The 22918-nt window shown below is 69.3% G+C and carries 20 protein-coding genes; 7 read left to right on the top strand and 13 right to left on the bottom strand.

The genetic code is table 11. The annotated features are described in order from the left end of the window. Positions 1-40: 40 nt before the first annotated feature. Both ACFO8M_RS07750 and ACFO8M_RS07745 read right to left on the bottom strand, forming a co-directional pair. The gene (locus ACFO8M_RS07750) at positions 41-580 is read right to left on the bottom strand and encodes a hypothetical protein (RefSeq protein ID WP_387972864.1); all 540 of its coding nucleotides are present in this window, start codon (positions 578-580) and stop codon (positions 41-43) included. A 184-nt stretch (positions 581-764) separates the two neighbouring features. Then, on the bottom strand, positions 765-1859 hold the full coding sequence (locus ACFO8M_RS07745) for a hypothetical protein (protein ID WP_387972861.1): 1095 nt from the start codon (positions 1857-1859) through the stop codon (positions 765-767). 139 nt (positions 1860-1998) lie between these two features. On the opposite strand from ACFO8M_RS07745, the gene ACFO8M_RS07740 reads away from it, so the two are divergent. Further along, positions 1999-2826, top strand: coding sequence for a hypothetical protein (locus ACFO8M_RS07740; protein WP_387972859.1), 828 nt, complete (start codon positions 1999-2001; stop codon positions 2824-2826). A gap of 178 nt (positions 2827-3004) precedes the next feature. Here the strand turns inward: ACFO8M_RS07740 and ACFO8M_RS07735 are convergent, their stop codons facing one another. Further along, complete coding sequence (locus ACFO8M_RS07735; protein WP_387972856.1) at positions 3005-4186, bottom strand: acyl-CoA dehydrogenase family protein; 1182 nt, start codon at positions 4184-4186, stop codon at positions 3005-3007. A gap of 270 nt (positions 4187-4456) precedes the next feature. On the opposite strand from ACFO8M_RS07735, the gene ACFO8M_RS07730 reads away from it, so the two are divergent. Next, positions 4457-5851 (top strand): UDP-glucose dehydrogenase family protein, encoded by a 1395-nt coding sequence (locus ACFO8M_RS07730; protein WP_387972853.1) that lies wholly within the window; start codon positions 4457-4459, stop codon positions 5849-5851. Positions 5852-6006: 155 nt separating this feature from the next. Here ACFO8M_RS07730 and ACFO8M_RS07725 read toward each other — a convergent pair whose 3' ends face one another. Beyond that, entirely contained in the window at positions 6007-6258 is a 252-nt protein-coding gene (locus ACFO8M_RS07725; protein WP_387972850.1) for a hypothetical protein, read from the bottom strand. 3 nt (positions 6259-6261) lie between these two features. Further along, entirely contained in the window at positions 6262-6846 is a 585-nt protein-coding gene (locus ACFO8M_RS07720; protein WP_387972847.1) for a non-oxidative hydroxyarylic acid decarboxylases subunit B, read from the bottom strand. 52 nt (positions 6847-6898) lie between these two features. Here ACFO8M_RS07720 and ACFO8M_RS07715 point away from each other — a divergent pair, with 52 nt between their 5' ends. Next, positions 6899-7780: a polysaccharide deacetylase family protein gene (locus tag ACFO8M_RS07715; RefSeq protein ID WP_387972844.1), complete on the top strand. Its 882-nt coding sequence runs from the start codon at positions 6899-6901 to the stop codon at positions 7778-7780. A gap of 95 nt (positions 7781-7875) precedes the next feature. Here ACFO8M_RS07715 and ACFO8M_RS07710 read toward each other — a convergent pair whose 3' ends face one another. From ACFO8M_RS07710 to ACFO8M_RS07690, 5 genes are all read right to left on the bottom strand, one after another. Then, complete coding sequence (locus tag ACFO8M_RS07710) at positions 7876-8334, bottom strand: hypothetical protein (RefSeq protein WP_387972841.1); 459 nt, start codon at positions 8332-8334, stop codon at positions 7876-7878. A gap of 130 nt (positions 8335-8464) precedes the next feature. Then, the gene (locus tag ACFO8M_RS07705; protein WP_387972838.1) at positions 8465-10462 is read right to left on the bottom strand and encodes a CDP-alcohol phosphatidyltransferase family protein; all 1998 of its coding nucleotides are present in this window, start codon (positions 10460-10462) and stop codon (positions 8465-8467) included. Next, positions 10459-11313, bottom strand: a complete 855-nt coding sequence (locus ACFO8M_RS07700; protein ID WP_387972835.1) for an ABC transporter ATP-binding protein — start codon at positions 11311-11313, stop codon at positions 10459-10461. The genes ACFO8M_RS07705 and ACFO8M_RS07700 overlap by 4 nt, the downstream gene beginning before the upstream one ends. A gap of 139 nt (positions 11314-11452) precedes the next feature. Then, complete coding sequence (locus ACFO8M_RS07695) at positions 11453-11785, bottom strand: hypothetical protein (protein WP_387972832.1); 333 nt, start codon at positions 11783-11785, stop codon at positions 11453-11455. A gap of 14 nt (positions 11786-11799) precedes the next feature. Beyond that, on the bottom strand, positions 11800-14310 hold the full coding sequence (locus ACFO8M_RS07690; protein ID WP_387972830.1) for a glycosyltransferase: 2511 nt from the start codon (positions 14308-14310) through the stop codon (positions 11800-11802). Between the two features lie 163 nt (positions 14311-14473). Between ACFO8M_RS07690 and ACFO8M_RS07685 the strand changes: the two genes are divergently transcribed. Together ACFO8M_RS07685 and ACFO8M_RS07680 are read left to right on the top strand one after the other, a co-directional pair. After that, complete coding sequence (locus ACFO8M_RS07685) at positions 14474-15973, top strand: glycosyltransferase (RefSeq protein ID WP_387972827.1); 1500 nt, start codon at positions 14474-14476, stop codon at positions 15971-15973. A 7-nt stretch (positions 15974-15980) separates the two neighbouring features. Further along, a complete protein-coding gene (locus ACFO8M_RS07680) occupies positions 15981-17438 on the top strand; it encodes a glycosyltransferase (protein WP_387972824.1) in 1458 nt (485 codons plus the stop codon). Here the strand turns inward: ACFO8M_RS07680 and ACFO8M_RS07675 are convergent. Continuing rightward, positions 17355-18539, bottom strand: coding sequence for a glycosyltransferase family 2 protein (locus tag ACFO8M_RS07675; protein ID WP_387972822.1), 1185 nt, complete (start codon positions 18537-18539; stop codon positions 17355-17357). The genes ACFO8M_RS07680 and ACFO8M_RS07675 overlap by 84 nt on opposite strands. A 336-nt stretch (positions 18540-18875) precedes the next feature. On the opposite strand from ACFO8M_RS07675, the gene ACFO8M_RS07670 reads away from it, so the two are divergent. Further along, positions 18876-20153 (top strand): nucleotide sugar dehydrogenase, encoded by a 1278-nt coding sequence (locus tag ACFO8M_RS07670; RefSeq protein WP_387972819.1) that lies wholly within the window; start codon positions 18876-18878, stop codon positions 20151-20153. 185 nt (positions 20154-20338) lie between these two features. Here ACFO8M_RS07670 and ACFO8M_RS07665 read toward each other — a convergent pair whose 3' ends face one another. Then, positions 20339-21100 (bottom strand): ABC transporter permease, encoded by a 762-nt coding sequence (locus tag ACFO8M_RS07665; RefSeq protein WP_387972816.1) that lies wholly within the window; start codon positions 21098-21100, stop codon positions 20339-20341. A 1-nt stretch (position 21101) separates the two neighbouring features. After that, positions 21102-22070 (bottom strand): ATP-binding cassette domain-containing protein, encoded by a 969-nt coding sequence (locus tag ACFO8M_RS07660; protein WP_387972813.1) that lies wholly within the window; start codon positions 22068-22070, stop codon positions 21102-21104. Positions 22071-22200: 130 nt separating this feature from the next. Between ACFO8M_RS07660 and ACFO8M_RS07655 the strand changes: the two genes are divergently transcribed. Next, positions 22201-22875, top strand: coding sequence for a PadR family transcriptional regulator (locus tag ACFO8M_RS07655; RefSeq protein ID WP_387972810.1), 675 nt, complete (start codon positions 22201-22203; stop codon positions 22873-22875). Positions 22876-22918: the final 43 nt, after the last annotated feature.

Raw genomic sequence — 22918 nt, 5'->3', positions numbered from 1 at the left:
GGCCCGGACCGATCGGTCCGGGCCTTTCCGTGTTCGGGGGCTAGCTGATCTGGTAGGAGCCGGCGCGGTTGGCCCAGCCGATGGTGTCGAGGTTGGCGAGGTTGTCGATCCAGGTGGAGGAGGCGCCGGACAGGGTCACGGTGTCCCAGAGCTTGATGTCGCACGAGCGGTAGGTGTGCACCGAGCTGGCGCGGTTGTTCCAGTTGGCCGCGTCCAGGTAGTCCACGCTGAATTCGACGGGCGAGTACGCAGCGGAGCAGGTGTAGCTGCCGTCGGCCACGAACGAGCGGGTGCCGCCGGCGGGGTCGTAGTTCGTGCGGTCGTACAGGGTGATCAGCGTGACCGACTGGATGCCGACCTCTTCGGCGGCGGCCGCGTCAGCGGCGAAGGCCTTCGACTGGGTTGCGGCGCAGGTGATCTCGTCGGTGCTGAGGTTGACGACGCAGTGGTCGGCCACGGCCCTGGCCTGCGCGGCGCCGGGCGCGAACGCCAGGAGCCCGAGGGCGCTCATGAGGGACAGCGCGAGAGCGGTCAGCTTGCGCTTGCGGCCTTGGGGGGAATGGTGCAGAGGTTCACTCATGCCCGAATCCTAATCGACCGGACGCCGAGTGCGTAAGCCCCGCAAGGTAACAGAAAAGGCCCGGACCGGTGAACGGTCCGGACCCACTTCATCACGGCCGCTAGAACGCCCGCGCTGGAGTTCCCGGGCTATGACGATCCGCCGGATCCGGTCGGCGCCTTCGTAGACCTGCGCGATCCTCGGCTCATCCGGCGTCCTCGCAGCCGGAGTCGAAGTCGGAGTCCCACCACGTCGCTTTGCCGCTCGACGCTCCCTCGGGGTCCTCGTTCGGGCCGATCCCGAAACTGCCGTCCGCACCGAAATACGGGTACAAGGCTTCCAGCGGGATACCGCAGTCGACCACGACCTCCTCGCCGGTGTCTTCATTGGTCACGGTGAGCCGGGCGATCCCGGGTTCCCTCGTGGCGAGGATCATCTCTTCGGTCGAGGTGGCGACGCCGCCCAGGCTGGTGAGCGCAGCCCGCGGATATGTCGTTATCTCCCAGGCCTTCTCGAAGTCGTCGCCCTCGTCGCCGAGGTGGTCATCGACCCGGCGGTCCGGGAGGCCGAAGGGACAGCCGAATCGTTCCGGCCCGCCTTCGGCCGAAATGCAGTCGTCCAGGTAGGCGGCGAGGCGCTCGTTCACCGCGTCTTCGGCCGCGACCATGATCGCGAGATTGAAGAACTGCCCGCCCCCGGTTCCGGTCCCGAACACCGTGTCGCCCAAGACGATCACCGGTGCGCTGTGCGATTCCAAGACATCCGGCGACGCTTCCCGGTAAGGCTGATAGACGCCGGGCAGGAACGAGAAGGAGAGGACGCCGGCCTCCGATTCCACCGGCACCGAGTGGCCGTTCATCTCGAAGTAAGGGAGCAAGGGCTGCGAAATGTCCAGCTCGGCGAATGCATTCTTGATGCGCCATGCACCATCGATGCGATCCAACTCGTACTCCTCGGTCACGGCCGTCGCCTCCGGACCCGTGATCGTCGCCAAGACCACCGCGGAGCCGGCGTCCGGCGACCAGATCTGGAGTCCGAGCGAGGTGATCTCCCAGTCCCCGCTGATCGCCTCCGGGGCGATGAAGTCGGTGCGCCCCTTCGGCTCGTTCAGTGCGATCGCCAGCGCGGTGTCCACATTGCCGTCCCGCGAGGCCTCCAAGAACGCGCGGACCGTTTCGACCGGTTCATCGGCATACCCGCGGGCGATCGTCCACCGCCCGAGGACGACTGCGGCGCCGGCCGTCAACGCGACGGCGATGACCAGGGCGAGGATGCGACGGGTGCTGGAGCGCAGGGGCACGTCGGGCCAATACCGTCGGCGGCGCTCTTGCGGTCGGATTCTGCGGGCCACCATTGCTTTCCCAGGGACTCAGGGGCATTCGGCACTCACCGTACAACGGCGGTTCCATTCGGTGGTGTCGCGCTCCTACCATGGATCGGTGCGACCGCCCCGAATCCCCAGCCGCTTCAACCCGGTCCGTGCCTGCTCCCGATTTCCCGACTCGATGCTCGTCGTGGCGGCGGTCGCGGCCGTCCTCACCTTCCTCGTGGTCCTCGGCTGGACTCCGAGGCAGGAGGGCTTCGTTGATCATCAGCACTATGAGGAGGCCCATGACCCGTCGTTCGTCGCCAGCGGGTATCGGCTTGTCGAGGATGCGGCGGTGGGCGCGGAGATCGGCGTCGCCGACGTCGTTTTCCGCGCTTCGGAGGACGGCGAGTTCGTGAGTTGGGCCGCCTCTTTCGCCAACCCGCACACCGAATATGCCGCGACCTTCGTCATCGAGGTGACGGCGGTCGGCGGAGACGAGACCGAGACGGCGGAGTTCGAGGCGTTCACGCTCGAGTCCCCGCTGCGGTCGGACGAGTCAGTCGCCTTCGGCGGCGCCGTGTCGATCGGTGACTTCCCGGACGTGACCGAGGTGACCGTGTCGATTTCCGACCTCGCGTGGTTTGCGGTCGAGGGCGCCGAGCCACGCCCGACACGGGAGCTCATCGGCGTCCTGGTCGAAGAGATCGAGATCGCCTCCGACCACTCCTCCGCGACCTTGCACCTCACGGTCGAGAACTTCGCAGGCTACGCGCTCGAGGTCGACTTCTACGTCCTGTTCCACGACGCGAACGACGTGCTCCTCGGCGGCGCCGAGGCGAGCGGCTCCACGGGCGATGTACTGCCGCCCGGTACCTCCACTCGCGTGTTGGAGATTCCCCGGTTCTCCGAACCACCCGCGGGTGCCGACCTCGAACGCACCGTGATCTTGGTGCCCTGAAATGAGATCGGGCCGGCACGACGATTCGGAGCCGGCGCGGTGGCGACCGCGGCCTCAACTACCAGCCGGACAGAACTGAGGCAGAACCGGAGCACTTCCAGTTCTGCCTCTTTGCTCTCCGCCGAGCCTGATCTTCAAACACTCGGTTCGGTCATGTGGCCTCTTGCCAGCTTGAACGCTAGAACGCCCTGCCGCGCTGGAGTTCGCGGGCGATGACGATCCGCTGGATCTGGTTGGTGCCCTCGTAGATCTGGGTGATCTTGGCGTCGCGCATCATGCGTTCGAGGGGGAAGTCCTGGGTGTAGCCGTAGCCGCCGAGGACCTGGACCATGTCGGTGGTGATCTGCATGGCCGCGTCGGAGGCGAAGCACTTGGCGGCGGCGCCGAAGTAGGTGAGGTCGGCGTCCCCGCGCTCGGAGCGCGCGGCGGCCGCGTAGGTGAGTTCCCTTGCGGCGCTGATCTTCATGGCCGCGTCGGCGAGGATGAACTGCACGCCCTGGAACGCGGCGATCGGCTTGCCGAACTGCTCGCGTTCGGCCGCATAGGAGGTCGCGGCGTCCAGCGCGCCCTGGGCGATGCCGAGGGCCTGGGCGGCGATGGTGACGCGGGTGTGGTCGAGGGTGCGCATGGCCAGCGAGAAGCCTTGGCCCACTTCGCCGATGAGGCGGTCGGCGGGCAGGCGCACCGAGTCGAAGTAGACCTCGGCGGTCGGGGAGCCCTTGATGCCGAGCTTCTTCTCGGGCTTGCCGAAGGAGACGCCGGCGTCGCCCTTCTCGACCACGAACGCGGAGATGCCCTTGGCGCCCGCGCCGGGCTCGGTGACGGCGAAGACGGTGTAGAACTCGCTGACGCCCGCGTTGGTGATCCAGCGCTTGACGCCGTTGAGGACCCAGCCGCCGGTGCCTCCAACGCCAGTGTCGCGGACGGCGCGGGTGGTCATCGAGGCGGCGTCGGAGCCCGCCTCGGGTTCGGAGAGGCAGTAGGAGAACATCGCGTCGCCCGCGGCCACCGGCGGCAGGTAGGCGCGCTTCATCGCCTCGGAGCCGTCGAGCAGGAGCGGCAGCGAGCCGAGCTTGTTGACCGCGGGGATGAGCGAGGACGAGGCGCACGCGCGCGCGACCTCTTCGATGACGATCGCGGTGCCGAGCGCGTCGATGCCCGCACCGCCGTATTCGGCGGGGATGTGCGGGGCGTGGAGGTCGGCGGACTTGAGCGCTTCGTAGGACTTCTCGGGGAAGGTCGCGGTCGCGTCGGCCTCCGCGGCGTGCGGGGCGACCCCCGCGTCGCAGACTTCCCGAGTGGCCGCGCGGATGTCGGCGTACTCTTCTGGCAGCTGGTAGGGGCTGAACCCGGTGGACATCAATGGCTCCCGCGGTTGTTACTCGTCAGTAAGATAGGCCGAGTGTAACCCACCGGAGTCATCACCGGTGATGGACGCCACCGCGAATTACCCATGGCTTCCCTGCAACGTCAGGCGAAGTTCATGCGTGAAGCTGAATATACGACTGCGCAGGCCATAGTCGCATTCACGTACAATTCGAGGTCGCCGCGCACGGACCCACCGCACGTACGCAAGGGCGCCGCCCCACCGGGCCGCCCGCCGATCGATAACAGACAGGGCACGCAACAGATGGTCAACGCGATCACTACCCCCTCGCAGAACACCACGACCCGGCCCCGCATCTCCTTCCTCGGATGCGGCTACCTCGGGGCGACGTACGCGATCTGCTTCGCAGAACTGGGTTACGAGGTGATCGGATACGACGTCGACGCCGCCAAGATCGAGTCCTTCACCGCAGGGGTCCTCCCGATCCACGAGCCGGGCCTGCCCGAGCTGCTGAAGAAGAACCTCGACTCGGGGCGCCTGCGCTTCACCACGGACGTCCAGTCCGTCGCCGACTTCGCCGACGTCCACTTCATCTGCGTGGGCACCCCCCAGCGCAAGGGCGAGCACCGCGCCGACCTCTCCTACATCGAGTCCGCGGTCGTCGACCTCTCCAAGCACCTGAGCCGCAAAGTGCTCATCGTCGGCAAGTCCACCGTGCCCGTCGGCACCGCCACCTGGGTCCAGGAGCTGGTCGACCGCCACGCCCCCGAGGGCCTCGGGGTCGAGGTCGGCTGGAGCCCGGAGTTCCTCCAGGAGTCGAACGCGATGCACGACGTCCTGCGCCCCAACCGGATCGTCTACGCCGCCCAGTCCGAGTGGGCCACTCAGCTGCTCAAGGACGTCCACCGCGGCATCCTCGAACTCGCCGCGGTCGAGGACCGCGAGGTCCCGGTCGTGGAGACCGACCTGGCCACGGCCGAACTCGTGAAGGTCGCCGCGAACGCGTTCCTGGCCACCAAGATCTCCTTCATCAACGCCATGGCCGACCTCAGCGAGGCGGCCGGGGCGGACGTGGTCGACCTGGCCAGGGCCATCGGCTACGACCAGCGCATCGGCAACAAGTTCCTGCGCGCCGGCATCGGCTTCGGCGGCGGGTGCCTGCCCAAGGACATCCGGGCGCTCTCGGCGCGCGCCGGCGAACTCGGCGTGGGCGAATCGTTCCGGTTCCTCGACGAGGTCGACTCGGTCAACACGCGCCGCCGCTCGCTCACCGTGCGGGCCGTCGCGAACCTGGCGGGCCGGACCTCGGGCCCGAACGGGCCGGACCTCTCGGGCGTGCGGATCGCCTACCTCGGTGCGACGTTCAAGCCCGACACCGACGACATCCGCGACTCGCCGGCGCTGGACATCGCCCGGCGCCTGCGCGCCGCGCGCGCCGACGTGGTCGTGTACGACCCGGAGGGGCTGGAGAACGCGAAGGCGTTCGCGCCGGAGCTGAGCTTCGTGAAGACCCTCGCCGAGGCGGTGTCGGGCGCCGACGTGGTGTGCGCGATGGTGCCTTGGGAGGAGTTCCGGACCCTCGACCCGGAGGCCTTGGGGCAGCAGGTGGCCGAGCGGCGCATCCTCGACGGCATGAACGCCTTCGACCCGGAGCAGTGGAAGAAGCACGGCTGGTCCTACCAGGGCATCGGCCGCTAGACTCGAAGACGCGAATTCCCCGAACCGCCTGGCGCGCACGACGTGCCGGGCGGTTCGTTATTTGCGGCGTTTCGCGGCGCTTGCCTTCAAAACGGACATTTGAAGAACCCCCGACGACAACCCTGACGCAGGGGTACGACAGTTTCCCGGGTCGATCAGGGTGCGAGCTTCACTCGCGTGAAGGGCCAGGCGTGCGGGGGGCGTTCGATGAGTTCTTCAGGGGGGTCGGGGAAGCGGCGGGGCGGGTTGTCGCCGTTGACGATCACGACGACCCGTTCGCCCGCGATGAACACCTCGGTGCGCAGTTGGGGATCGGTGATGGCGTGCACGCCTTCGTCGAGCACCCAGCGCAGCAGTTCGGCCCCGCGCCCTTCGGCGGCCTTGGCCTCCCACATCAGTGTGTCCACCCGCTACTCCTCTGCTGCGTCAGGGCCGCGCAGGCCGTCCCAGCGCCGGGCCTTCGCGTACTCCAGTCCGAACTGGTCGAGCGTGCGTGCCACCACATGGTCCACGATGTCGTCGATCGTCTCAGGCCCGTTGTAGAAGGCGGGCACCGGCGGCAGCACGACCGCGCCCATGCGCGAGAGCGCCAGCAGGTTCTCCAGGTGGATCTCCGAGAGCGGGCTCTCGCGGGCCAGCAGCACCAGGCGGCGGCGCTCCTTGAGCGTCACGTCCGCGGCCCGTCCAATGAGGCCCTCGGTGTAACCGGTGCGCACGGCCGCGACGGTCTTCATCGAGCACGGCGCGATGATCATCCCGTCCGTGCGGAACGAGCCCGAGGATATCGGTGCGGCCTGTTCCCCAGGGCCCCAGGCGAAATCGGCCAGCGCGGTCACTTGGGCGGCCGAGTACGGGGTCTCCAGCCGGAGCGTGGTGCGGGCCCAGCGGCTCATGACGAGGTGGGTCTCCACGCCGTCGATCTCGCGCAGCGCTTCGAGCAGCCGGACGCCGAAGATCGCGCCGGTCGCTCCCGTCATGCCGACGACGAGTCTCATCGCCCCTCCTCGATTTCCCTGCATTGTGGTACAGGACACTTACAATCACGGCATGGGTCGTCACAAACTGGGCATTGCGGCAGCGGTCGCCGCCTTGCTCGTGCTCGCCTGGGTCTGGCCCGAGGGCGACGCGCCGCCAGCGGATGCACTGACAACCGCGACTGAGCCTACTGTGTCGGAGGCTCCCGCGCCCGCGAGCGAGGGCGATGGGGAGGCCGACGACACGGATTCGCCCGAGGCGTCCGAGTCCGCTCCGGAGGCGAGCGATCCGGCGTCCTCATCGGAGGCCCCGCCCACACCTGCGCCGCCGGCGGCCGACCCGGCCGCGAACTCCTACGACGGGCCGCTGGGTACCCGCAACCGCACCGGGGACGACTCCGTGGCGCTGACGTTCGACGACGGGCCGTCGCCTGAGTGGACGCCGAAGGTCCTCGACATGCTGCGCGAGCGCGGGATCAAGGCGACGTTCTGCGTGATCGGGGCCTACGCGGAGGCGTACCCGGAGCTCGTGGCGGACATCGCCCGGGAGGGGCACACGCTGTGCAACCACTCGTGGTTCCACGAGTTCGACCTGGGCAAGGGCAGCGAAGAGGCGATCCGGACGAACCTGCAGCGCACGAACGACGCCATCGCGAGGGCCGCGCCGGGCATCGAGATCAAGTACTTCCGCCACCCGGGCGGGCAGTGGACGGACCGGGCGATCGCGGTCGCGGCGGACATGCGCATGGAGTCGCTGCATTGGACCGTGGACCCCTCGGACTGGGACAAGCAGAAGACTGAGGCGCAGATCAGGAGCCACGTGCTCGACCAGAGCGGGCCGGGCGCCATTCTGCTGCTGCACGACGGCGCCTCGAACCAGAAGAACATGTGCGAGGCGCTGGAGTCGATCTTCGCGGAGTTCGAGCAGCGCGGCTACGCGTACACCGGGCTGTAAGCGGCACAACGAGACAGCGGTGCCGTGCATCGAGCACGGCGCCGCTTCGTTTGGCGACCGGGTCAGGCGACCGCCCTCGGTGGGCCGGTCGGGTGTCAGTGGAGGTCGGCGGGCATCTTGCGGCCGGGCAGGAGCGCCAGGAACGCGAGTGCGAGGAGGCCGACGCTCATGCCGGCCTGGACGGGGAAGGCGAGGCCGAGGAGGCCGCCGCCCGAGTTGTCGTCGCCGCCGGAGTCCCTGGGGCCCGATTCGGGCGAGGCGCCGCCGTTCGACGGGTCGGGCCCGCCGTCGCCGTCGCCGTCCTCGCCGTCGGTGTCGGAGGTGCCGTCGCCGTCGTAGCTGGGACTCGGGGTGGGCGAGCCGGGCGGGATCGGATACGTCTCGTCCGCGTTCGTCCAGTCCACTTGGGAAATCGTGGAATGGTTCTGGGCCGCGGTCCCGTCCGGCAGTGCACTCGACAATGCGCTACCGAGAATCGCGGGCAGCGAAAAGAGACCCACCACCCCGATCACGGTCGCGGCGAGCACCAGACGCGAGAGCCGGAACTTGCGCACAGGTACACCTTAGTCGTGGAACACCAGCGGCGCTCGCCTGTCGGGGCATGTAACCCGAACGAGTTCGCTTGGCGGTCAAGCACGAAGGCCCGATCGGGCCCAAAACGCGTGCAGCGGTCAGGTTACGGGCTCAGGCGGCGGCCGCGCGGGAGGCGCGGATCGTGCCTGCCACAACGGCCCCGACGAAGACCGCGGCGACATAGACCGCGAGCGCCCCGTAGACCACAGTGGCCACTACCGGAACGGTGGCCACAGCCACCCCCGCGGCAATGAGCGCGATGAGACTCCGTGCGGGCCAGCCGAGACCGAGATCGCGCCTAGCCACCGGCGAGGCGGCCTTGTCGAGCCCGGCGGCCAGATCGTAGAAGTACAACGCGATCACCGTGAGGAGCACGTACAGCACCGGCCAGGACACCCCGGCGGCGATCCCGGCCGCGCAGATCACGCCCAGTTCGACCGCGCGGAGCCCGGCCGGAATGAACCAGTCGAGCAGGCCCTCGTGATCCGTGCGGGCCACCGAGGCGGCCAGCACGAGCGCGAGCCCGGCGAGCCCGAACGGCACCCACGGCGGCGTACCGAGCGCCGCGGCGAGCACGGCCCCTCCGGCGCTGAGGACCGCCGCAGCAGTGGCGGCGAACGGCGTCATGTCGCCGCCGACGGGACTGCGGGGCACGAGCTTGCCGAGCGGCCCGTCGTCGCGGTGCGCGGACCGGTCGGGCCTGCGCAGGGCCGCGGTACGGGCGGCCAGGGACCTGAGCGTGCGTCCCGCGGTCGTGTACCCGAGGGCGAGGAGCTGCCAGGCGAGGAGCGCGGTGAGCGCCGTGCCGGGCCCGAAGGCGACCGCGGCGACGGCGAGGAGCAGCCAGCGCTCGCCCACGGGGGCGACGATGGTCCGCTTGATCCAGTACAGGGGCGTGCGGTGCGCGCCCATGACCTGCTCCGAGGCGGAGCCGAGGCGCTGGCCGAGGTGGGCGGCGCGGCCCACGGGCGGCGCGGATTCGCGTTCCCGGGCCTGGCGGACGACGGCGGTGTCGAGGAGCACGGCGTACCAGGTGTCGGCGGTGTGCCGGATGGTCTGGGTGGCCATGGCGGCGATCGCGAGGCCCCACGCGGCGGGCGCGGAGGCCCCGCTCGCGACGGCGCCGGCGGCGAGGCCGGCGTAGATGAGGAATTCCTTGGAGCGGTCGGCCATCATGTCGAGCCAGCCGCCGAAGGAGGAGAAGTTCTGGGTGTAGCGCGCGAGCTGGCCGTCGACGCAGTCGAAGACGAAGCTGAGGTACATGAGGGCCGCGGCGGCGATGTACCACCAGGACCAGCCGGTGGCGAAGATCGCGGCGGCGCCGATGGCGAGGGTGATGGAGACCCACGTAATGGGGGTGGGGGTCCAGCCGAGCCGGGCGGAGAGTTTGACGAGCCAGGGGGTCCAGGTCGAGACCGCGTAGGTGGCGAAGAAGTCGTCGTCGTGCTTGATCGCGTTCTTCAGCCGCCAGGCGTCCATGTCGACGGCCTCGAACGCGCTGATGACCTCGCGGGCCTCGTCGGCATTGTCGACCTGGCGGTGCTCGAGGCCTGCGGTGGCGTAGACGTTGACGGGGATCGCGCGGGCGTGGAGGGCGGCGAGCATGGACTCGAACGCGTCGCCGTCGGCGCGGCGCGGCCAGTGCCGGCGAAGCCGGGCCAGGTGCGCCGCGGAGACCTTCAGGAGGCCGCCGAGGCGGAGCGGTCCGGGCCCGGGGCCGGTGACCAGGCCGCGTTCGACGTTGACGGGCGCCGCGACAGGGTCGTAGGAGCCGACGAGGACGCCCGAGCGCCTTGAGGAGTCCGACAGGACCGTCGCCACGGTGGTCTGCGAGGCCACCAGGTCGGCGTAGGCGAGGAACAGCGTCCCGCCCGAGCCGCCCTTGTCGGTGGCGTACGCGAGTTCGCTCAGGTGCCTGAGGTCGGCATCCGCGTCGATCGACTCGATCTGGGCGGCCTTGACCGGCCGGTCCGTCCCGGGCCGGGTGAGCACCGTGACGTCGTCGCAACCGGCCTCGCGAATCTGCGCGATGAGCCGGTCGACGACCGTGGTGTCTTCCTCTATTTCGGCGTGGCCGCCCGGAGCCGGCAGAATGACGGCTCGGCTCACGTGGCCGCCTCGGCCGCTCCGGGGACGAGGGCCGGAGCGGCGGCCCGCTCTGCTGCCGCCTTCGCGGCCGCTTCACGCTTCTTCTTGTCGGCCTTGGCCTTCGCGTCGCGCTCTTCGGCCGCCTTGTAGGAGTCCAGGGCTTCCTGGACGGTCCCGTCGGTCACGAGCGTGCCCGCGTCGAGGAAGATGCCGCGTTCGCAGTACTTCTTCAGGTCGCCTTCGGAGTGGGAGACGAACACGAGGGTGCGGCCCTGGTCGAGCAGGCCCTTGATGACGGCCTGGCACTTGCGCTTGAAGGCCGCGTCGCCGACGGCGAGGGCCTCGTCGACCAGGAGGATCGGGTGCGGCAGCTGGGTGATGACCCCGAAGCCCAGACGCACCTTCATACCGGACGAGTAGTGCTTGACAGGGGTGTCGATGAAGTCCTCGAGCTCGGAGAAGTCGACGATCTCGTCGAACTTCGACTTGATCTCCTTGTTCGACATGCCGTGCAGCGCGCCCACGAGGTTGACGTTCTCGCGGCCGGTGAGGTCGCCGGAGAACCCGGCGGACAGGGCGATGAGCGGGGCGACGCGGCCCTCACGGCGCACGTAGCCCTCGTCGGGGATGAGGACGCCGGTGATCAGGCGCAGCAGGGTGGACTTGCCGGTGCCGTTGCGGCCGATGATGCCCACCGCGTCGCCGGGGAAGATGTCGAAGTTGACGTGGCGCAGGGGCCAGAAGTCCTGCGCCGCGACGCCCTTCTGGTTGGCGGCGCGCCGGACGAAGAGGTCCTTGACGCGCCCTTTCTTCTGCTTGCCTTTGGCGAAGCAGATCCCGAGGTCACGAGCCTGAATGATCGGCTCTTCCATGGGGGCGGCCCTCCCGGAGCAGGTGGTTGACACAGCGCGCCAATAGTACCGCCCGGTGGTTTTCACCAGCTCGCGGCAGATCCGAGAGCTTTCTCATGACCGCGCCGGGGCCCGCCGCGCAGGTCCGCACCGGCCGCCGTCAGGCGCTGCGGTCCCCGCCGGAGGCGTGGCGGCGCTCCGCTGCCAGGCGTTCGACCTCGAACGCGGCCAGGATCCGGCGCAGCGTGACCTCGGCGCGCTCGGCCGAGGCGCGCGCCTCGAGACGGGTCTGGCGGCTCTCGTTCCACACCAGGCCCAGGGCCCCCAACGTGACCAGGCTCATCAACGATGAGACGGCCCACACCAGGCGCTGGTCGCCGAAGAGCGCGACGGCGAGCAGCCCCAGGGCCGCCAGGATCGCGGCGACGGCGGCCACGCGCAGCGGCGAGGGCCGACCGAGCCGGACGTAGACGGCTTTGAGCTTCTTCTTCATGGGGAGGCGCACTCTCATCTGGCGACAGGGCTGTCAACGGCGGAACTGGCGGCGGCGTGCTCGGCGACGGCATCGGACAGCAGACCCGACACGAGCTTGCGGTACGAGTCGTGGCTGAACCGCTCGCGCACCCGCTGCTGGGCGAGCGCGCTGCGGGCCAGGAACCGGTCCGGATCGGCGTAGAGCCCGTCCACCAGACCCACCACTTCGGACGGTTCGCAGTACAGGGCCGCATCCCCGAACGTGGCCTCGAAACGCGGCGGCAGCACGGTCACGCACCCGGCCGCGAGCGCCTCCAGGACCGCCCGGCCGAAGGCCTCGTACTGCTGCGGATGCGGGAAGTAGATCCAGAAGTCCAGCTGGTAGAGGAACGAGTCGACATCGGTCTCGTCGAAGCCGTAGCAGGTCCACGCCGACGGCGGGTCCTCCCCGGTGATGCGCGCGACCGAAGCCGCACCGCCCATCACGCGCACGTCCCAGCGCCCGTCCCCCGGATAGACCAGCGGCAGGTCCTCGGCCGCGGGCCACTTCGTCCAGTCGTCGCGCGAATGGCGCCCGACCACCGGCATCACCGACCGGAACCCCGCACGGGCCGGCGCGATGTCGGCCGTGTCGAGGATCCCCGGCATGTCGAAGTCCGCCATACGCCCCGGAGCCAGATCGGCGAGGGCCTCGCGGACCTGCGGGCCCTGCGGCACCCACAGCGGCGCCACCCCGAACATGTCGGTCGCATTCGCGTGGCACGCATCCGGCACGTACCGGATGTCCGAACCGTCCCGTTCATGCGGCGCCTGGTTCGCCAGCACCACCATCCGCTTCGGACGCACCGCAGAGCGCTCGCCCGAACGGAACTGCAGGATCGGCGGGTACCGCAGCACCAGCAGGTCGCACACCACATCGTCGGTGACCAGCACCTGCTCCACGAGCCCCTCGTTGACGAGCCGCTGGAACGGCCCGCACATAGGCCGGTCCTCCACGGTCATGTGCCGCCACGACTCCAGGTGCATGACCGCGACGGACATGCCCTCGGCCTTGAGCGCCTTGATCTCCTCGATCGTCGACTTCTGCGGGCCGCCGAACGGACGCCAGTCGAGAGCGAACACGACGTCGAAATGCCGCTGCCGCTGCGCCTCGCGGGCCACCGCCGCGTGGTACGGCGCCCAGAACGGGCGCCGCGCCGGCGACTTCGGCAGATACGGATCGGCGCCCTCGCGGATCTCCTGGTGCCACAAAGGGTACGAGGACTGGTAAGCGCGGCGCGACGGGTGCTTCCAGCCGGGACCGAACTCGTCGCGGGACAGCGAACCGGGCGCCTGGCGCATCAGCGTGTCGCGGGCGCGCATCCGCAGCACCGCGCTGTCGCCGAACGCCGCCGAGACCCGCTGCAGGAACTCCGTGTCGGCGCCCTTGCGGATCTCGTCGTAGTAGCCGATCCGCTCGAGCACACTGCGGCGGAACATCATCGAGGCCGTGGACGCGGTCGTGAGGACCCGGCCCGGGCGGGTCACGGTGAGGTCCTCGTTGAACAGGAACGCCTCCCCGTACGTCAACTGCAGCTCCGGGTTGTCCAGCAGCGGGGCGATCGAGCGCGCCAGGCGACCCGGCGCGGCCCAGTCGTCCGAGTCCAGACCCGTCACGAAATCACCCGTCAGAGCGTCGAACGCGGTATTGCGGGCCGCGAACGTGCCCCCGTTGACGTCCCTGCGGATCACCCGGACGCGGTCGTCGATCGCGGCGGCCGCATCGAGCACCGCGTCGTACCCCTCCCCGGAAGCGTCGTCAACGACGAGCACCTCAAGGTTCGCCCAGACCCCCTCGACCAGCGACCTCACCGCCGTCAGCAGCGCCCGGCCGGGCCGATACGCCGTCATGACCACCGAGATCTTCGGACCCCACTGGATCTTCTTCATCGGCGCGGCGCGCAGCCGGTCGAACCAGGGCAGCAGCTCGCCGTCCGCCGAAGCCGGACCGAGCCGCAGCTCAGGATGGCCGCACAAGGCCCCGAGCCGCTTGATCCACGCGATCTCGTCCCCACCCGCATCCGGATGCGCCAGATCGGCCACCAACGCGCCCCGCTCGAACGCCGGCACATGCTTCCCATAGCGGCGCAACAGGTTCCGGGTCTTCACCACATCACCGAGCGCATACGCGAGCTGCACGTGAACGGCCGCCTCACGCGGACTCAAGCGCCGCACCCCGCCGGTCTCCAGCGCGAGATCGAACAGCGCCAACGCATCCCGCCGGTCCTGCTCACCACCGAACTGGAGGCCGACGACACGGGCGAGCGCCGCCAACGCCCCCGCGTTCACCTCGGCGTCACCCAGATCGCCCTTTCGGGCCGCCGCGAGCAGCCCGGGCAGGTCGAGCGTGCGGCAGGCGGCACGGGCCAGAAGATGGCGGGCGCCGGGCGAACGGGTGCGCAGCGCAGTGGCGGCCAACGTGCCGGGAGCCCGCTCACCCGCACGGACCAGGAGGTCGTCGGTGAGTCGGGCCGGATAGCGCGCGGTCTCGTCAGCTGCGTTCATCTCGTCCGTTCATCTCCAGGTTGCATTCAGCCCAGATCTTCGCGTGTCCAATGGCAATAAGGTTGAATTGAATGCGAACAATCGTCCTCACTCGCGTAAACAGATGGCGAACTGGGAAGCCGGTCAATCCTCATGATTGTCGCCGAGATATCGTGAGCGCGAAATGAACGACTCACCGAAACGCCCGCGCATCGTCCGCAACGACTATAGGGCTCTGCACCCGCCGACCTCGGGTGACTGGAAGCCGAGTCTCGCGGTGAGCGTCGTCATCCCGGCTTACGGCAGCCAGGACAAACTGGATCTGACATTGGCGGCCCTCGCCGCCCAGACCTATCCGTCGGATCTGATGGAAGTGATCGTCGTAGACGACAATTCCTCACCTCCGCTGCGTCTGCCCGAACTGCGGCCCGAACACACGCGACTGATCGTCACCACCGGTGAATCCTGGGGTTCGGCGCACGCGGTGAACACCGGCGTGAACCACGCGAACGGTCAGGTCGTCCTGCGCCTGGACGCCGACATGGTCGCCTACCGCGACCATGTGGAGGCCCACATGCGCTGGCACCACACCGCCGACTACCTCGCGGTGCTGGGCCACAAGCGGTTCATCGAATGGGAACCCGAGCGGCTCACGCCCGAGCAGGTGCACGAGAAGGTGCTCGTCGGCGAGGCCGAGGCCCTGTTCCCGATCGAGGACTCGCTGCCGCACTGGATCGAGGGCACGATCGCCGACCGCGCGCAGCTCACCGCGCACCGCACGGACAATTTCCGGGTCTTCATCGGCGCCTCCGGTTCGGTGCACCGCGACTTCTTCAAGACCGTCGGCGGCCTCGACACGGATCTGCGCCTCGGGTCGGACACCGAGTTCGCCTACCGCCTCGCCCAGGCCGGCGCCGTGTTCGTCCCCGAGACGACCTCGTCCGCCTGGCACCTCGGCATGCCGCAGATGCTCCAGAAATTCGACGCCGGCCGCCACCAGCGCGTGCCCTACATCGCCCAGCGGGTGCCGCTGCACTCCATGCGCCGCACCGCGCCCCCGCGCGCGTGGCGGGTCCCGCTGCTGGACATCGTGATCAACGTGAAGGACGCGAACGCGGCCGAGGTCGACGCGTGCGTCGCGCCGATCCTCGGCGGACCCGACGGCGACGCCAGGATCACCCTGGTCACCGGCCAGGGCCCGGCCCCGCAGGACCGCGCCTCGATCCTCGCCGGCGACGGCGCACAGCTGCGCCTGGTCGAAGAGCTGTACGACACCGAAGCGCGGGTCCGGGTCAGCTCCGAAGCCCCCGAACCCGATCCGGCCGTGCCGTACCGCCTCCTGCTGCCCAAGCCGGTCCCGTTGCGGCCCAACAGTGTCGGGAAGATGCTCACCGAAATGGAACGGGCCGACGCCGGGCTGCTCCTGTCCGCGCTGCCCGACGCGCCGCCCGCCCGCCTCGAACGCACCGCGGCCTTCGCCCGCGCCCGCCACATTACCGGCGGGGACGGCCTCGACCAGGTCGTGGCCGGGATCTGGGGCGCGTCGAACTACACGAACCTCGCTGCGGCCGAAGCGGACGGCACCGTCTTCGAGCCCCCGGCGCCCGACGCGGCCCGCCGTTTCGCGCGCCGCTTCCTCAACGCCCAGCAGCGCGCGCGCCTGCGCTCCTTCCTCAAACGGTGACCACGCCATGAACGACGCTCCCGTACTGCGCGGCAACGACTACGGGCCGCTGGTGCGGCCTTCCGGGGACCTGGCGCCGACGTTGAGCGTCAGCGTCGTCGTCCCGGCGCACGGGCAGCAGGACAAACTCGATGTGACGCTCGCTTCGCTTGCCGCCCAGACGTATCCGGCCGGTCTGCTCGAGGTGGTCGTGGTTGACGACGGCTCGGAGCCGGCGCTGCGACTGCCGGAGATACGGCCGGCGTCAACGCGGATCGTGCCGCCGCTGCCGGGCGGGTGGGCTTCGGCGCACGCCACGAACTCCGGTGTCGCGCAAAGCGACGGCGACGTGGTGCTGCGGCTCGACGCGGACATGCTGGTGTTCGCCGACCATGTGGAGTCGCAGCTGCGGTGGCATCACACCGCCGACTACCTGGCGGTGCTGGGGCACAAGCGGTTCGTGGACTTTTCGCCCGGCGACCTCGATCCGGCGGCGGTGTTCGACGCGGTGCAGGCCGGGAAGGCCGCCGAACTGTTCGACGCCGAGCGTTCGGAGCCGCAGTGGATCGAGCAGATCATCGACGCGACCGCGGGCCTGCGCCAAGCCGACCACCGCGCGTTCCGCGTCCTCGTTGGCGCATCGTTCTCGTTGACCCGCAAGCTGTTCGAAGCTTCGGGCGGCATGGATGCGGAGGTGCTGCTGGGGTCGGACACGGTCTTCGGGTACCGGCTGCACCAGGCGGGCGCGGTGTTCGTGCCGGACGACGACTCTTCTTCGTGGCATCTGGGTCCGCGGCAGATCGCCGAGCGCGGCGAGCTCGCGAAGGCCTACCGGCGCCCGCGGATCGCGAACCGCGTACCGGAGCTCGATCTCAAGCGCCCCAGGGCGTCCCGTAGCTGGGAAACCCCGCTCGCCGAGGTCGTCGTAGAGGCCGGCCCCGACCCCGCCCCCGAACTCGAGTCCCATGTGGACGCGATTCTGGCGGGCTCGGTGGCCGACGTCCGGGTGACGCTGGTCGGCGATTGGCCCGCGCCGCTTACTCACCGGCACAAGATGCTCGACGATCCGCGGCTCGCGGCGCGGCTGCTCCTGGAGTCCTTCCGGGGCGACGGCCGCGTGCGCTTCGCCGCGGAGCACGAACCGGATCCCAAGGTGCCGTATGTGATTCGTATCCCAGCCGAGGCCGTTCCGGGTCCGGAGGCGGTGGCGTCACTCGTGGAGTACGCGAACCGACACCGGCTGGGACTGGTCGAACTGGCGGTCCCCGAAGGCGTGATCCGCTTGGAGCGCACCGCTGCCGCGGCGAGGGCGAAGCACCTCGGCGTCGGGATCGACGCGGTGTGGGGCAGTGCCCGGCTCGCGGCGGGGCCGCTCGCCGAAGCGTTCGGCGGCGTCGCCGGATCAGGGACGGGAGACGCGCGGGGCGGGCAGCTTGGCCTGCGCGGGAAGGCCCGAGGCATCGTCCGGCGCGCTCTGCACCGCTGAACCGCTGACGACCGCACCGTTGATCGCCGAGGAGGCCTCGACCTCGGAGGCGGTGACCTCCGGCGCGGGCACTTCCTGCGGGTCGGTCCGGTTGACGCGCTTGGCGAGCCGGTAGACCTGCCGCAGGGCCTCGTAGCCGAGGTAGGCGCGGGCGGCCAGGAGCCGCTGCTTGAGCCCGGTGACGCCGTCGGCGGGCTGCCAGGCGTCGGGTCCGGGGTGGTAGCGGCGGTACAGCTCGGAGGTGCGGCGGAAGAACTCGCGGCGCTTCTTCGGCTCCACCCGTTCGGTGTTGCCGATGACGAGCAGCAGGTGCCAGACCATGTGGTTGAACAGGGCGACGCGCACGCCGGGGTCGTCGACGCCCTCGAAGTCGTCCCAGGTGCGCTGCCACTGCGTGAACACGTCGAAGTGGCGGTCGTCGCGGGTGCGGGTGATGGAGGACCCGGCCCGCTGGCGCCACTGGTAGCAGCATTCGACGACGACCGCGATCCGCTCGGCGCGGCGCAGCAGCGCATAGGTCCAAGGGATGTCGGTGTACCAGCCGGTGGGGAAGCCGAGGTCGATCCCATTGAGGAACTCGCGGCGGGAGACCTTCGTCCACGGGGTGTGGGTGTAGTCGACGATGCGCGGCCATTCGGTGAGCGTGAAGCCGCTCGGGTCGGCCGGACAGTGCTCGGCGAGCTCGGGGAGCTCGCCGGTCTCGATCGCTCCGGTGTCGCGCATCTTCTCGTGCTGGACGAGCACGACGTCGGGCCGGCGGGGGCCGGTGACGGCGGCGAGGACCCGCTCGACGGCGCCGGGCTTGAGCTCGTCGTCGGCGTCGACGAACCAGACGTAGTCGCCTTTCGCCTGGGCGAGACCGAAGTTGCGGGCCGGGCCGGACCCGGCGTTCGCCGGGGTCGTGATGACCTTGATGCGCCCGTCACGTGCGGCGTACCGCTCGGCGACGGCACGCGAGCCGTCGGGCGAGCAGTCGTCGACGACGACGATCTCGAGCCGGTCCCCGCCGCCGTCGACGTCGCCGTCGATGATGGTGTCGAGGCACCCGGCGAGGTATTCCTCGGCCTCGAAGACGGGGATGACAATGCTCAGAGCGGGCATGACTTGATACTAGCCCCAGCGGCACACCGTCATTGGCCGGTGAATGGGACCCCGGTCACGCCGCACATAGGGCATCGCCGCATGTAAACGGCCGATTTCCGCAACTTGTCAGATGCCATTCAGTCGGGCGTGGCGCGGATACGTGAATGGTGAACTCTTTCCGATCAAAAGGTAAACACCTTGACGAGGAACGGTCGCCTTGACTACAGGTGTCGGAGGAATGAACGAGTGACCAACAAGGATGGAAGTTTGCCCTGGTCAGGGCGAAGAAAATCCCTATTGCTAATGTGGGGCCCAACATCCAACTCCGCGCCTTGAATCGCAAAGGACTCCACTGTGGCAACTGTTGAGCAAGCGGCGAGCCCGATCGACCTGGTCGTAGTCGGACAGGGGTACGTCGGCCTTCCGCTGGCCCAGGCGGCGATCGCCAAGGGCCTCACCGTGGTCGGACTCGACCGCTCGCAGCGGGTGGTCGACGCGCTGAACGCCGGCTCCAGCCACATCGACGACATCGCGGACGCCGAACTCGACGTCATGCTCCGCGGCGGCTACACCGCCTCCACCGACGCGTCGCTGCAGGCTCGCGCCAAGGCGATCGTCATCTGCGTCCCGACGCCGCTGGGTGAAGCGGGCGGGCCCGACCTGGCCGCCGTCATCGGCGCGTCGCACGCCGCCGGGGCGCACCTCCAGCGCGGCGCCCTCGTGGTCCTGGAGTCCACGACGTACCCGGGCACCACCGAGGAGGTCGTCGCGCCGATCCTGCGCGAGGAGTCCGGTCTCGAACCCGGCGTCGACTTCCACCTCGCGTTCTCCCCCGAGCGCGTGGACCCGGGCAACCCGGTCTACGGGATCGTCAACACCCCCAAGGTGGTCGGCGGCCTCACCCCCGCGTGCACCAGTGCGGCGAAGGCCCTGTACTCGCAGTTCATCGACACCATCGTGGAGGCCAAGGGCACCCGCGAGGCCGAGATGGCGAAGCTGCTGGAGAACACCTACCGGCACGTGAACATCGCGCTCGTCAACGAGATGGCCGTGTTCTGCCGCGAGCTCGGCGTCGACCTGTGGGACGCGATCAACCTCGCGAAGACCAAGCCGTTCGGGTACCAGGCGTTCTACCCCGGGCCGGGCGTCGGCGGGCACTGCATCCCGATCGACCCGAACTACCTCTCGTACAAGGTGCGGACGCTGGGCTACCCGTTCCGGTTCGTGGAGCTGGCGCAGGAGATCAACAACCGGATGCCCGAGTACGTGGTCACCCGCGCGATGGCGAAGCTGAACGCGGACGGCCTGGCGCTTTCGCGCGCCCGCGTCCTGCTGCTCGGCGTCACCTACAAGCCCGACATCGCCGACCAGCGCGAGTCGCCTTCGACTCCGGTGGCGCGCAAGCTCATCGAGGCGGGCGCCGAGCTGGCCTACCACGACCCGCACGTGCCGGCGTGGAGCGTGGGGACGCAGCAGGTCGAGCGCGTCACCGAGCTCGCCACCGCCAAGGCCGACCTGATCGTCCTGCTCACCAACCACACCGACTATCAGCCCGAGGCCCTGCCGGCCGGGGTGCCGGTGCTCGACACGCGGGGTGCGCTGCGGGGCGTCGAGGGCGTCGAAACGCTCTAGCCCGCCTCGGACAGTCCCCCGCCCTCCCAGGGGGGGCGTCCCCTGCTCAAGTGTTCCGCGGGGGTCCGACAGAAAACCGTCCGTCTTACCGTCGTAAGTGGAACTGTCACCCGAAAGCGTGAAAGCACCGCCGCGAGGCTCACGCCTCGCGGCGGTGCTTCGTGTTCCCTGGTTTCCTTCAGGGTCTATGCGACGGCCCGGGCGAACTTGCGGGTCGCCCACCACACGAGCACGACCGCGAGCGCGCCGATGTAGGCGGCGGCCTGCCAGATCGCGTTCGCGCCCAGGTCGCCTTCGAAGAGCGAGCGGGAGGCTTCGACCGCGTAGTAGAACGGGTTGAAGTCGGCCACGTTCTGGAGCCAGGCCGGCGCCAGCGCCATCGGCAGCATGATGCCCGACAGCAGCATGATCGGCTGGACGAACGTGTTGAGGACCGGCGCGAGCGTGTCCTCGCTCTTGAGGACGATCGCCACCCCGTACGAGAGCGCGCCGAGCATGAACGAGGTCAGGATGATGATCCCGAACATGAGGAAGACGCCCGGCCAGTAGATGGTCAGGCCGCCGATCGGCGCGGCCAGGACGACCAGGAGCAGCGCCTGGATGAGCGTGGTCGTCACCGTGGCGAGGGTGCGCCCGATGAGGAGCGCCGCGCGGCTGACCGGGGTCACCCGCATCCGCTCGATGACGCCCGCGCGCAGTTCCGCGATGAGGCCGAAGCCGACGAACGTGGAACCGAACAGGGCCATCATGATGATCAGGCCGGGCACGAAGGTCTCCATGGCGCCGGCTTCGAAGCCGGGCGCGCCGTCGAGGCCGTTGAGCAGCGGGGCGAAGAAGATCAGGAAGTACAGCGGCTGGATCAGCATGACCACCAGCCACACCGGTTGCTTCAGGTTGAGCTTCATGGCCCTCGAGTAGACGAGCCAGGTGTCGCGAAGCGGCTTCATGTCAGTTCTCCTCCCGCAGCGAGCGGCCGGTCTGCTTCAGGAACACGTCGTCGAGGCTGGGCCGGTGCAGCTCGATGGACGCGGGGGCGATGTCCTTGGCGTCGAGGGAGCGCAGGAGCTCCGGCAGCGCGGCGGCGCCGTCGTCGACGTACATGCGCAGGACCGCGACGCCGGTGGCCGGGTCGGGGTCGCCCGCTTCGATCTCGCGGACGAAGTCCTTGGCGCCCAGGAGGTCGAGCGCTTCGGCGGCGCCCGCGGTGACGCCGATGGCGACGACGTCGCCGGCGACCTCCTTCTTGAGGTCGATCGGCGTGCCCTCGGCGACGATCTCGCCGTGGTCGATGATGGCGAGCCGGTCGCACAGGGCGTCGGCCTCGTCGAGGTAATGCGTGGTCAGGAAGATCGCGGTGCCCCGCTCGCGCAGGGCGCGGACCTCGTCCCACATGTGGGCGCGCGACTGGGGGTCGAGGCCGGTGGTGGGTTCGTCGAGGAACAGGAGCTTCGGCTGGTGCATGATGCCGAGCGCTATGTCGAGGCGGCGCTTCTGGCCGCCGGAGTAGGTCTTGACGTTCCGGTCGGCGAACTCGTCGAGCTGGAAGGCGCCGAGGACTTCGAGGGCGCGGGCGGCGGCCCGCTGCTTCGACATGCCGTACAGGCGGCCCTGCATGACCAGTTCCTCGCGGGCGGTGACCTCGCCCCAGGTGCCGCCCTCCTGGCCGACGTAGCCGATGTCGCGGCGGACCGCGGCCTGGTTCTTGGCCAGGTCGTGGCCGCAGACCTTCGCGGCGCCCTCGGTGGGCTCGATGAGGGTGGAGAGCATCCGCATCGTCGTGGTCTTGCCGGCGCCGTTGGGGCCGAGGAGACCGAAGATCTCCCCTTCCTTGACGGCGAGGTCGACGCCGCGCACGGCCTCGACGGATTTGCCGCGGGACTTGAAGGTCTTCTTCAGTCCCTTGGTCTCGATGAGCATGGGTACCTCACGGGTGGTTGAACGGTCGTCCTGGTTCCTTGTTCAAGTTTGACTATATCGAGGGGGTTGCGAGAGGCACAACCAGGTATAGGGGAAATCGTGAGATTAGTCAACGTTATATTATTGCGGCATGTGGAGCACGCGCCTACTCGTCCTCGGCCTCGTCAGATGGCTCGGTCCCGTCCACGGCTACCTCGTTCGCAGGGAGCTGGACACGTGGCGGATGCCCGGTATCGCGGAGGTCGGCGCGGGCTCGATCTACCACGCGCTCAAGCGGCTCACGGCCGAAGGCCAGATCGAGGTCGTCGCGACCGAATCGGTCGATGCGCGCCCGGCCCGCACGACCTACAAGATCACCGCCAAGGGCGAGACGGAGTTCCAGCGGACCCTGCGGGAGAAGCTGTGGGAGATCCCTCCTTCCGAGGATCCGTTCCACACCGCCTGGACGTTCGCGCCGGTGCTCTCCGCGGCCGAGAACGCCGCGATGCTCCGGCAGCGGGCCGAGACGCTGTACGAGCGCGTCGAGACCGCGACCATGCTGTTGGGCATGACCACAGCGGACTTCATGCAGGGGCAGGAAGGTTCGTACGTGCCCGCGCACGCCCGCGCCATGATGAAACGCCAGGCCGACCTGTGGGCCGTGGACGCCGAATGGTGCGAGAACACCGCCGAGCGCATCGAATCCGGGGACCTCGTGCTTGCGCCCGACCTCGACGCCGAACAGGCCGCGTACTGGCGGGAGTCGATTCAGAGCGACGAGTTCGTCGCGAAGGTCGCCCAGTGGCAGGACCTGTTCAAGCGCTAGCGGCCAGAGGCGCCCTGGACGCCCGCAGCTGTGTCCTGAACGA

This window comes from Glycomyces rhizosphaerae (genome assembly GCF_042647865.1).
GTDB lineage: Bacteria > Actinomycetota > Actinomycetes > Mycobacteriales > Micromonosporaceae > Glycomyces > Glycomyces rhizosphaerae.
The sequence above is the reverse complement of the archived record's forward strand: the minus strand, read 5'-3'. Positions and strand labels throughout refer to the sequence as shown.

Bases quoted from the DNA above. Each gene is read 5' to 3' on its own strand.
- ACFO8M_RS07730 (WP_387972853.1), top strand. From the start codon at position 4,457: ATGGTCAACGCGATCACTACCCCCTCGCAGAACACCACGACCCGGCCC.
- ACFO8M_RS07735 (WP_387972856.1), bottom strand. From the start codon at position 4,186: ATGTCCACCGGGTTCAGCCCCTACCAGCTGCCAGAAGAGTACGCCGAC.
- ACFO8M_RS07700 (WP_387972835.1), bottom strand. From the start codon at position 11,313: ATGGAAGAGCCGATCATTCAGGCTCGTGACCTCGGGATCTGCTTCGCC.
- ACFO8M_RS07665 (WP_387972816.1), bottom strand. From the start codon at position 21,100: ATGAAGCCGCTTCGCGACACCTGGCTCGTCTACTCGAGGGCCATGAAG.
- ACFO8M_RS07750 (WP_387972864.1), bottom strand. From the start codon at position 580: ATGAGTGAACCTCTGCACCATTCCCCCCAAGGCCGCAAGCGCAAGCTG.
- ACFO8M_RS07680 (WP_387972824.1), top strand. From the start codon at position 15,981: ATGAACGACGCTCCCGTACTGCGCGGCAACGACTACGGGCCGCTGGTG.
- ACFO8M_RS07675 (WP_387972822.1), bottom strand. From the start codon at position 18,539: ATGCCCGCTCTGAGCATTGTCATCCCCGTCTTCGAGGCCGAGGAATAC.
- ACFO8M_RS07715 (WP_387972844.1), top strand. From the start codon at position 6,899: ATGGGTCGTCACAAACTGGGCATTGCGGCAGCGGTCGCCGCCTTGCTC.
- ACFO8M_RS07720 (WP_387972847.1), bottom strand. From the start codon at position 6,846: ATGAGACTCGTCGTCGGCATGACGGGAGCGACCGGCGCGATCTTCGGC.
- ACFO8M_RS07685 (WP_387972827.1), top strand. From the start codon at position 14,474: ATGAACGACTCACCGAAACGCCCGCGCATCGTCCGCAACGACTATAGG.
- ACFO8M_RS07695 (WP_387972832.1), bottom strand. From the start codon at position 11,785: ATGAAGAAGAAGCTCAAAGCCGTCTACGTCCGGCTCGGTCGGCCCTCG.
- ACFO8M_RS07655 (WP_387972810.1), top strand. From the start codon at position 22,201: ATGTGGAGCACGCGCCTACTCGTCCTCGGCCTCGTCAGATGGCTCGGT.
- ACFO8M_RS07690 (WP_387972830.1), bottom strand. From the start codon at position 14,310: ATGAACGCAGCTGACGAGACCGCGCGCTATCCGGCCCGACTCACCGAC.
- ACFO8M_RS07660 (WP_387972813.1), bottom strand. From the start codon at position 22,070: ATGCTCATCGAGACCAAGGGACTGAAGAAGACCTTCAAGTCCCGCGGC.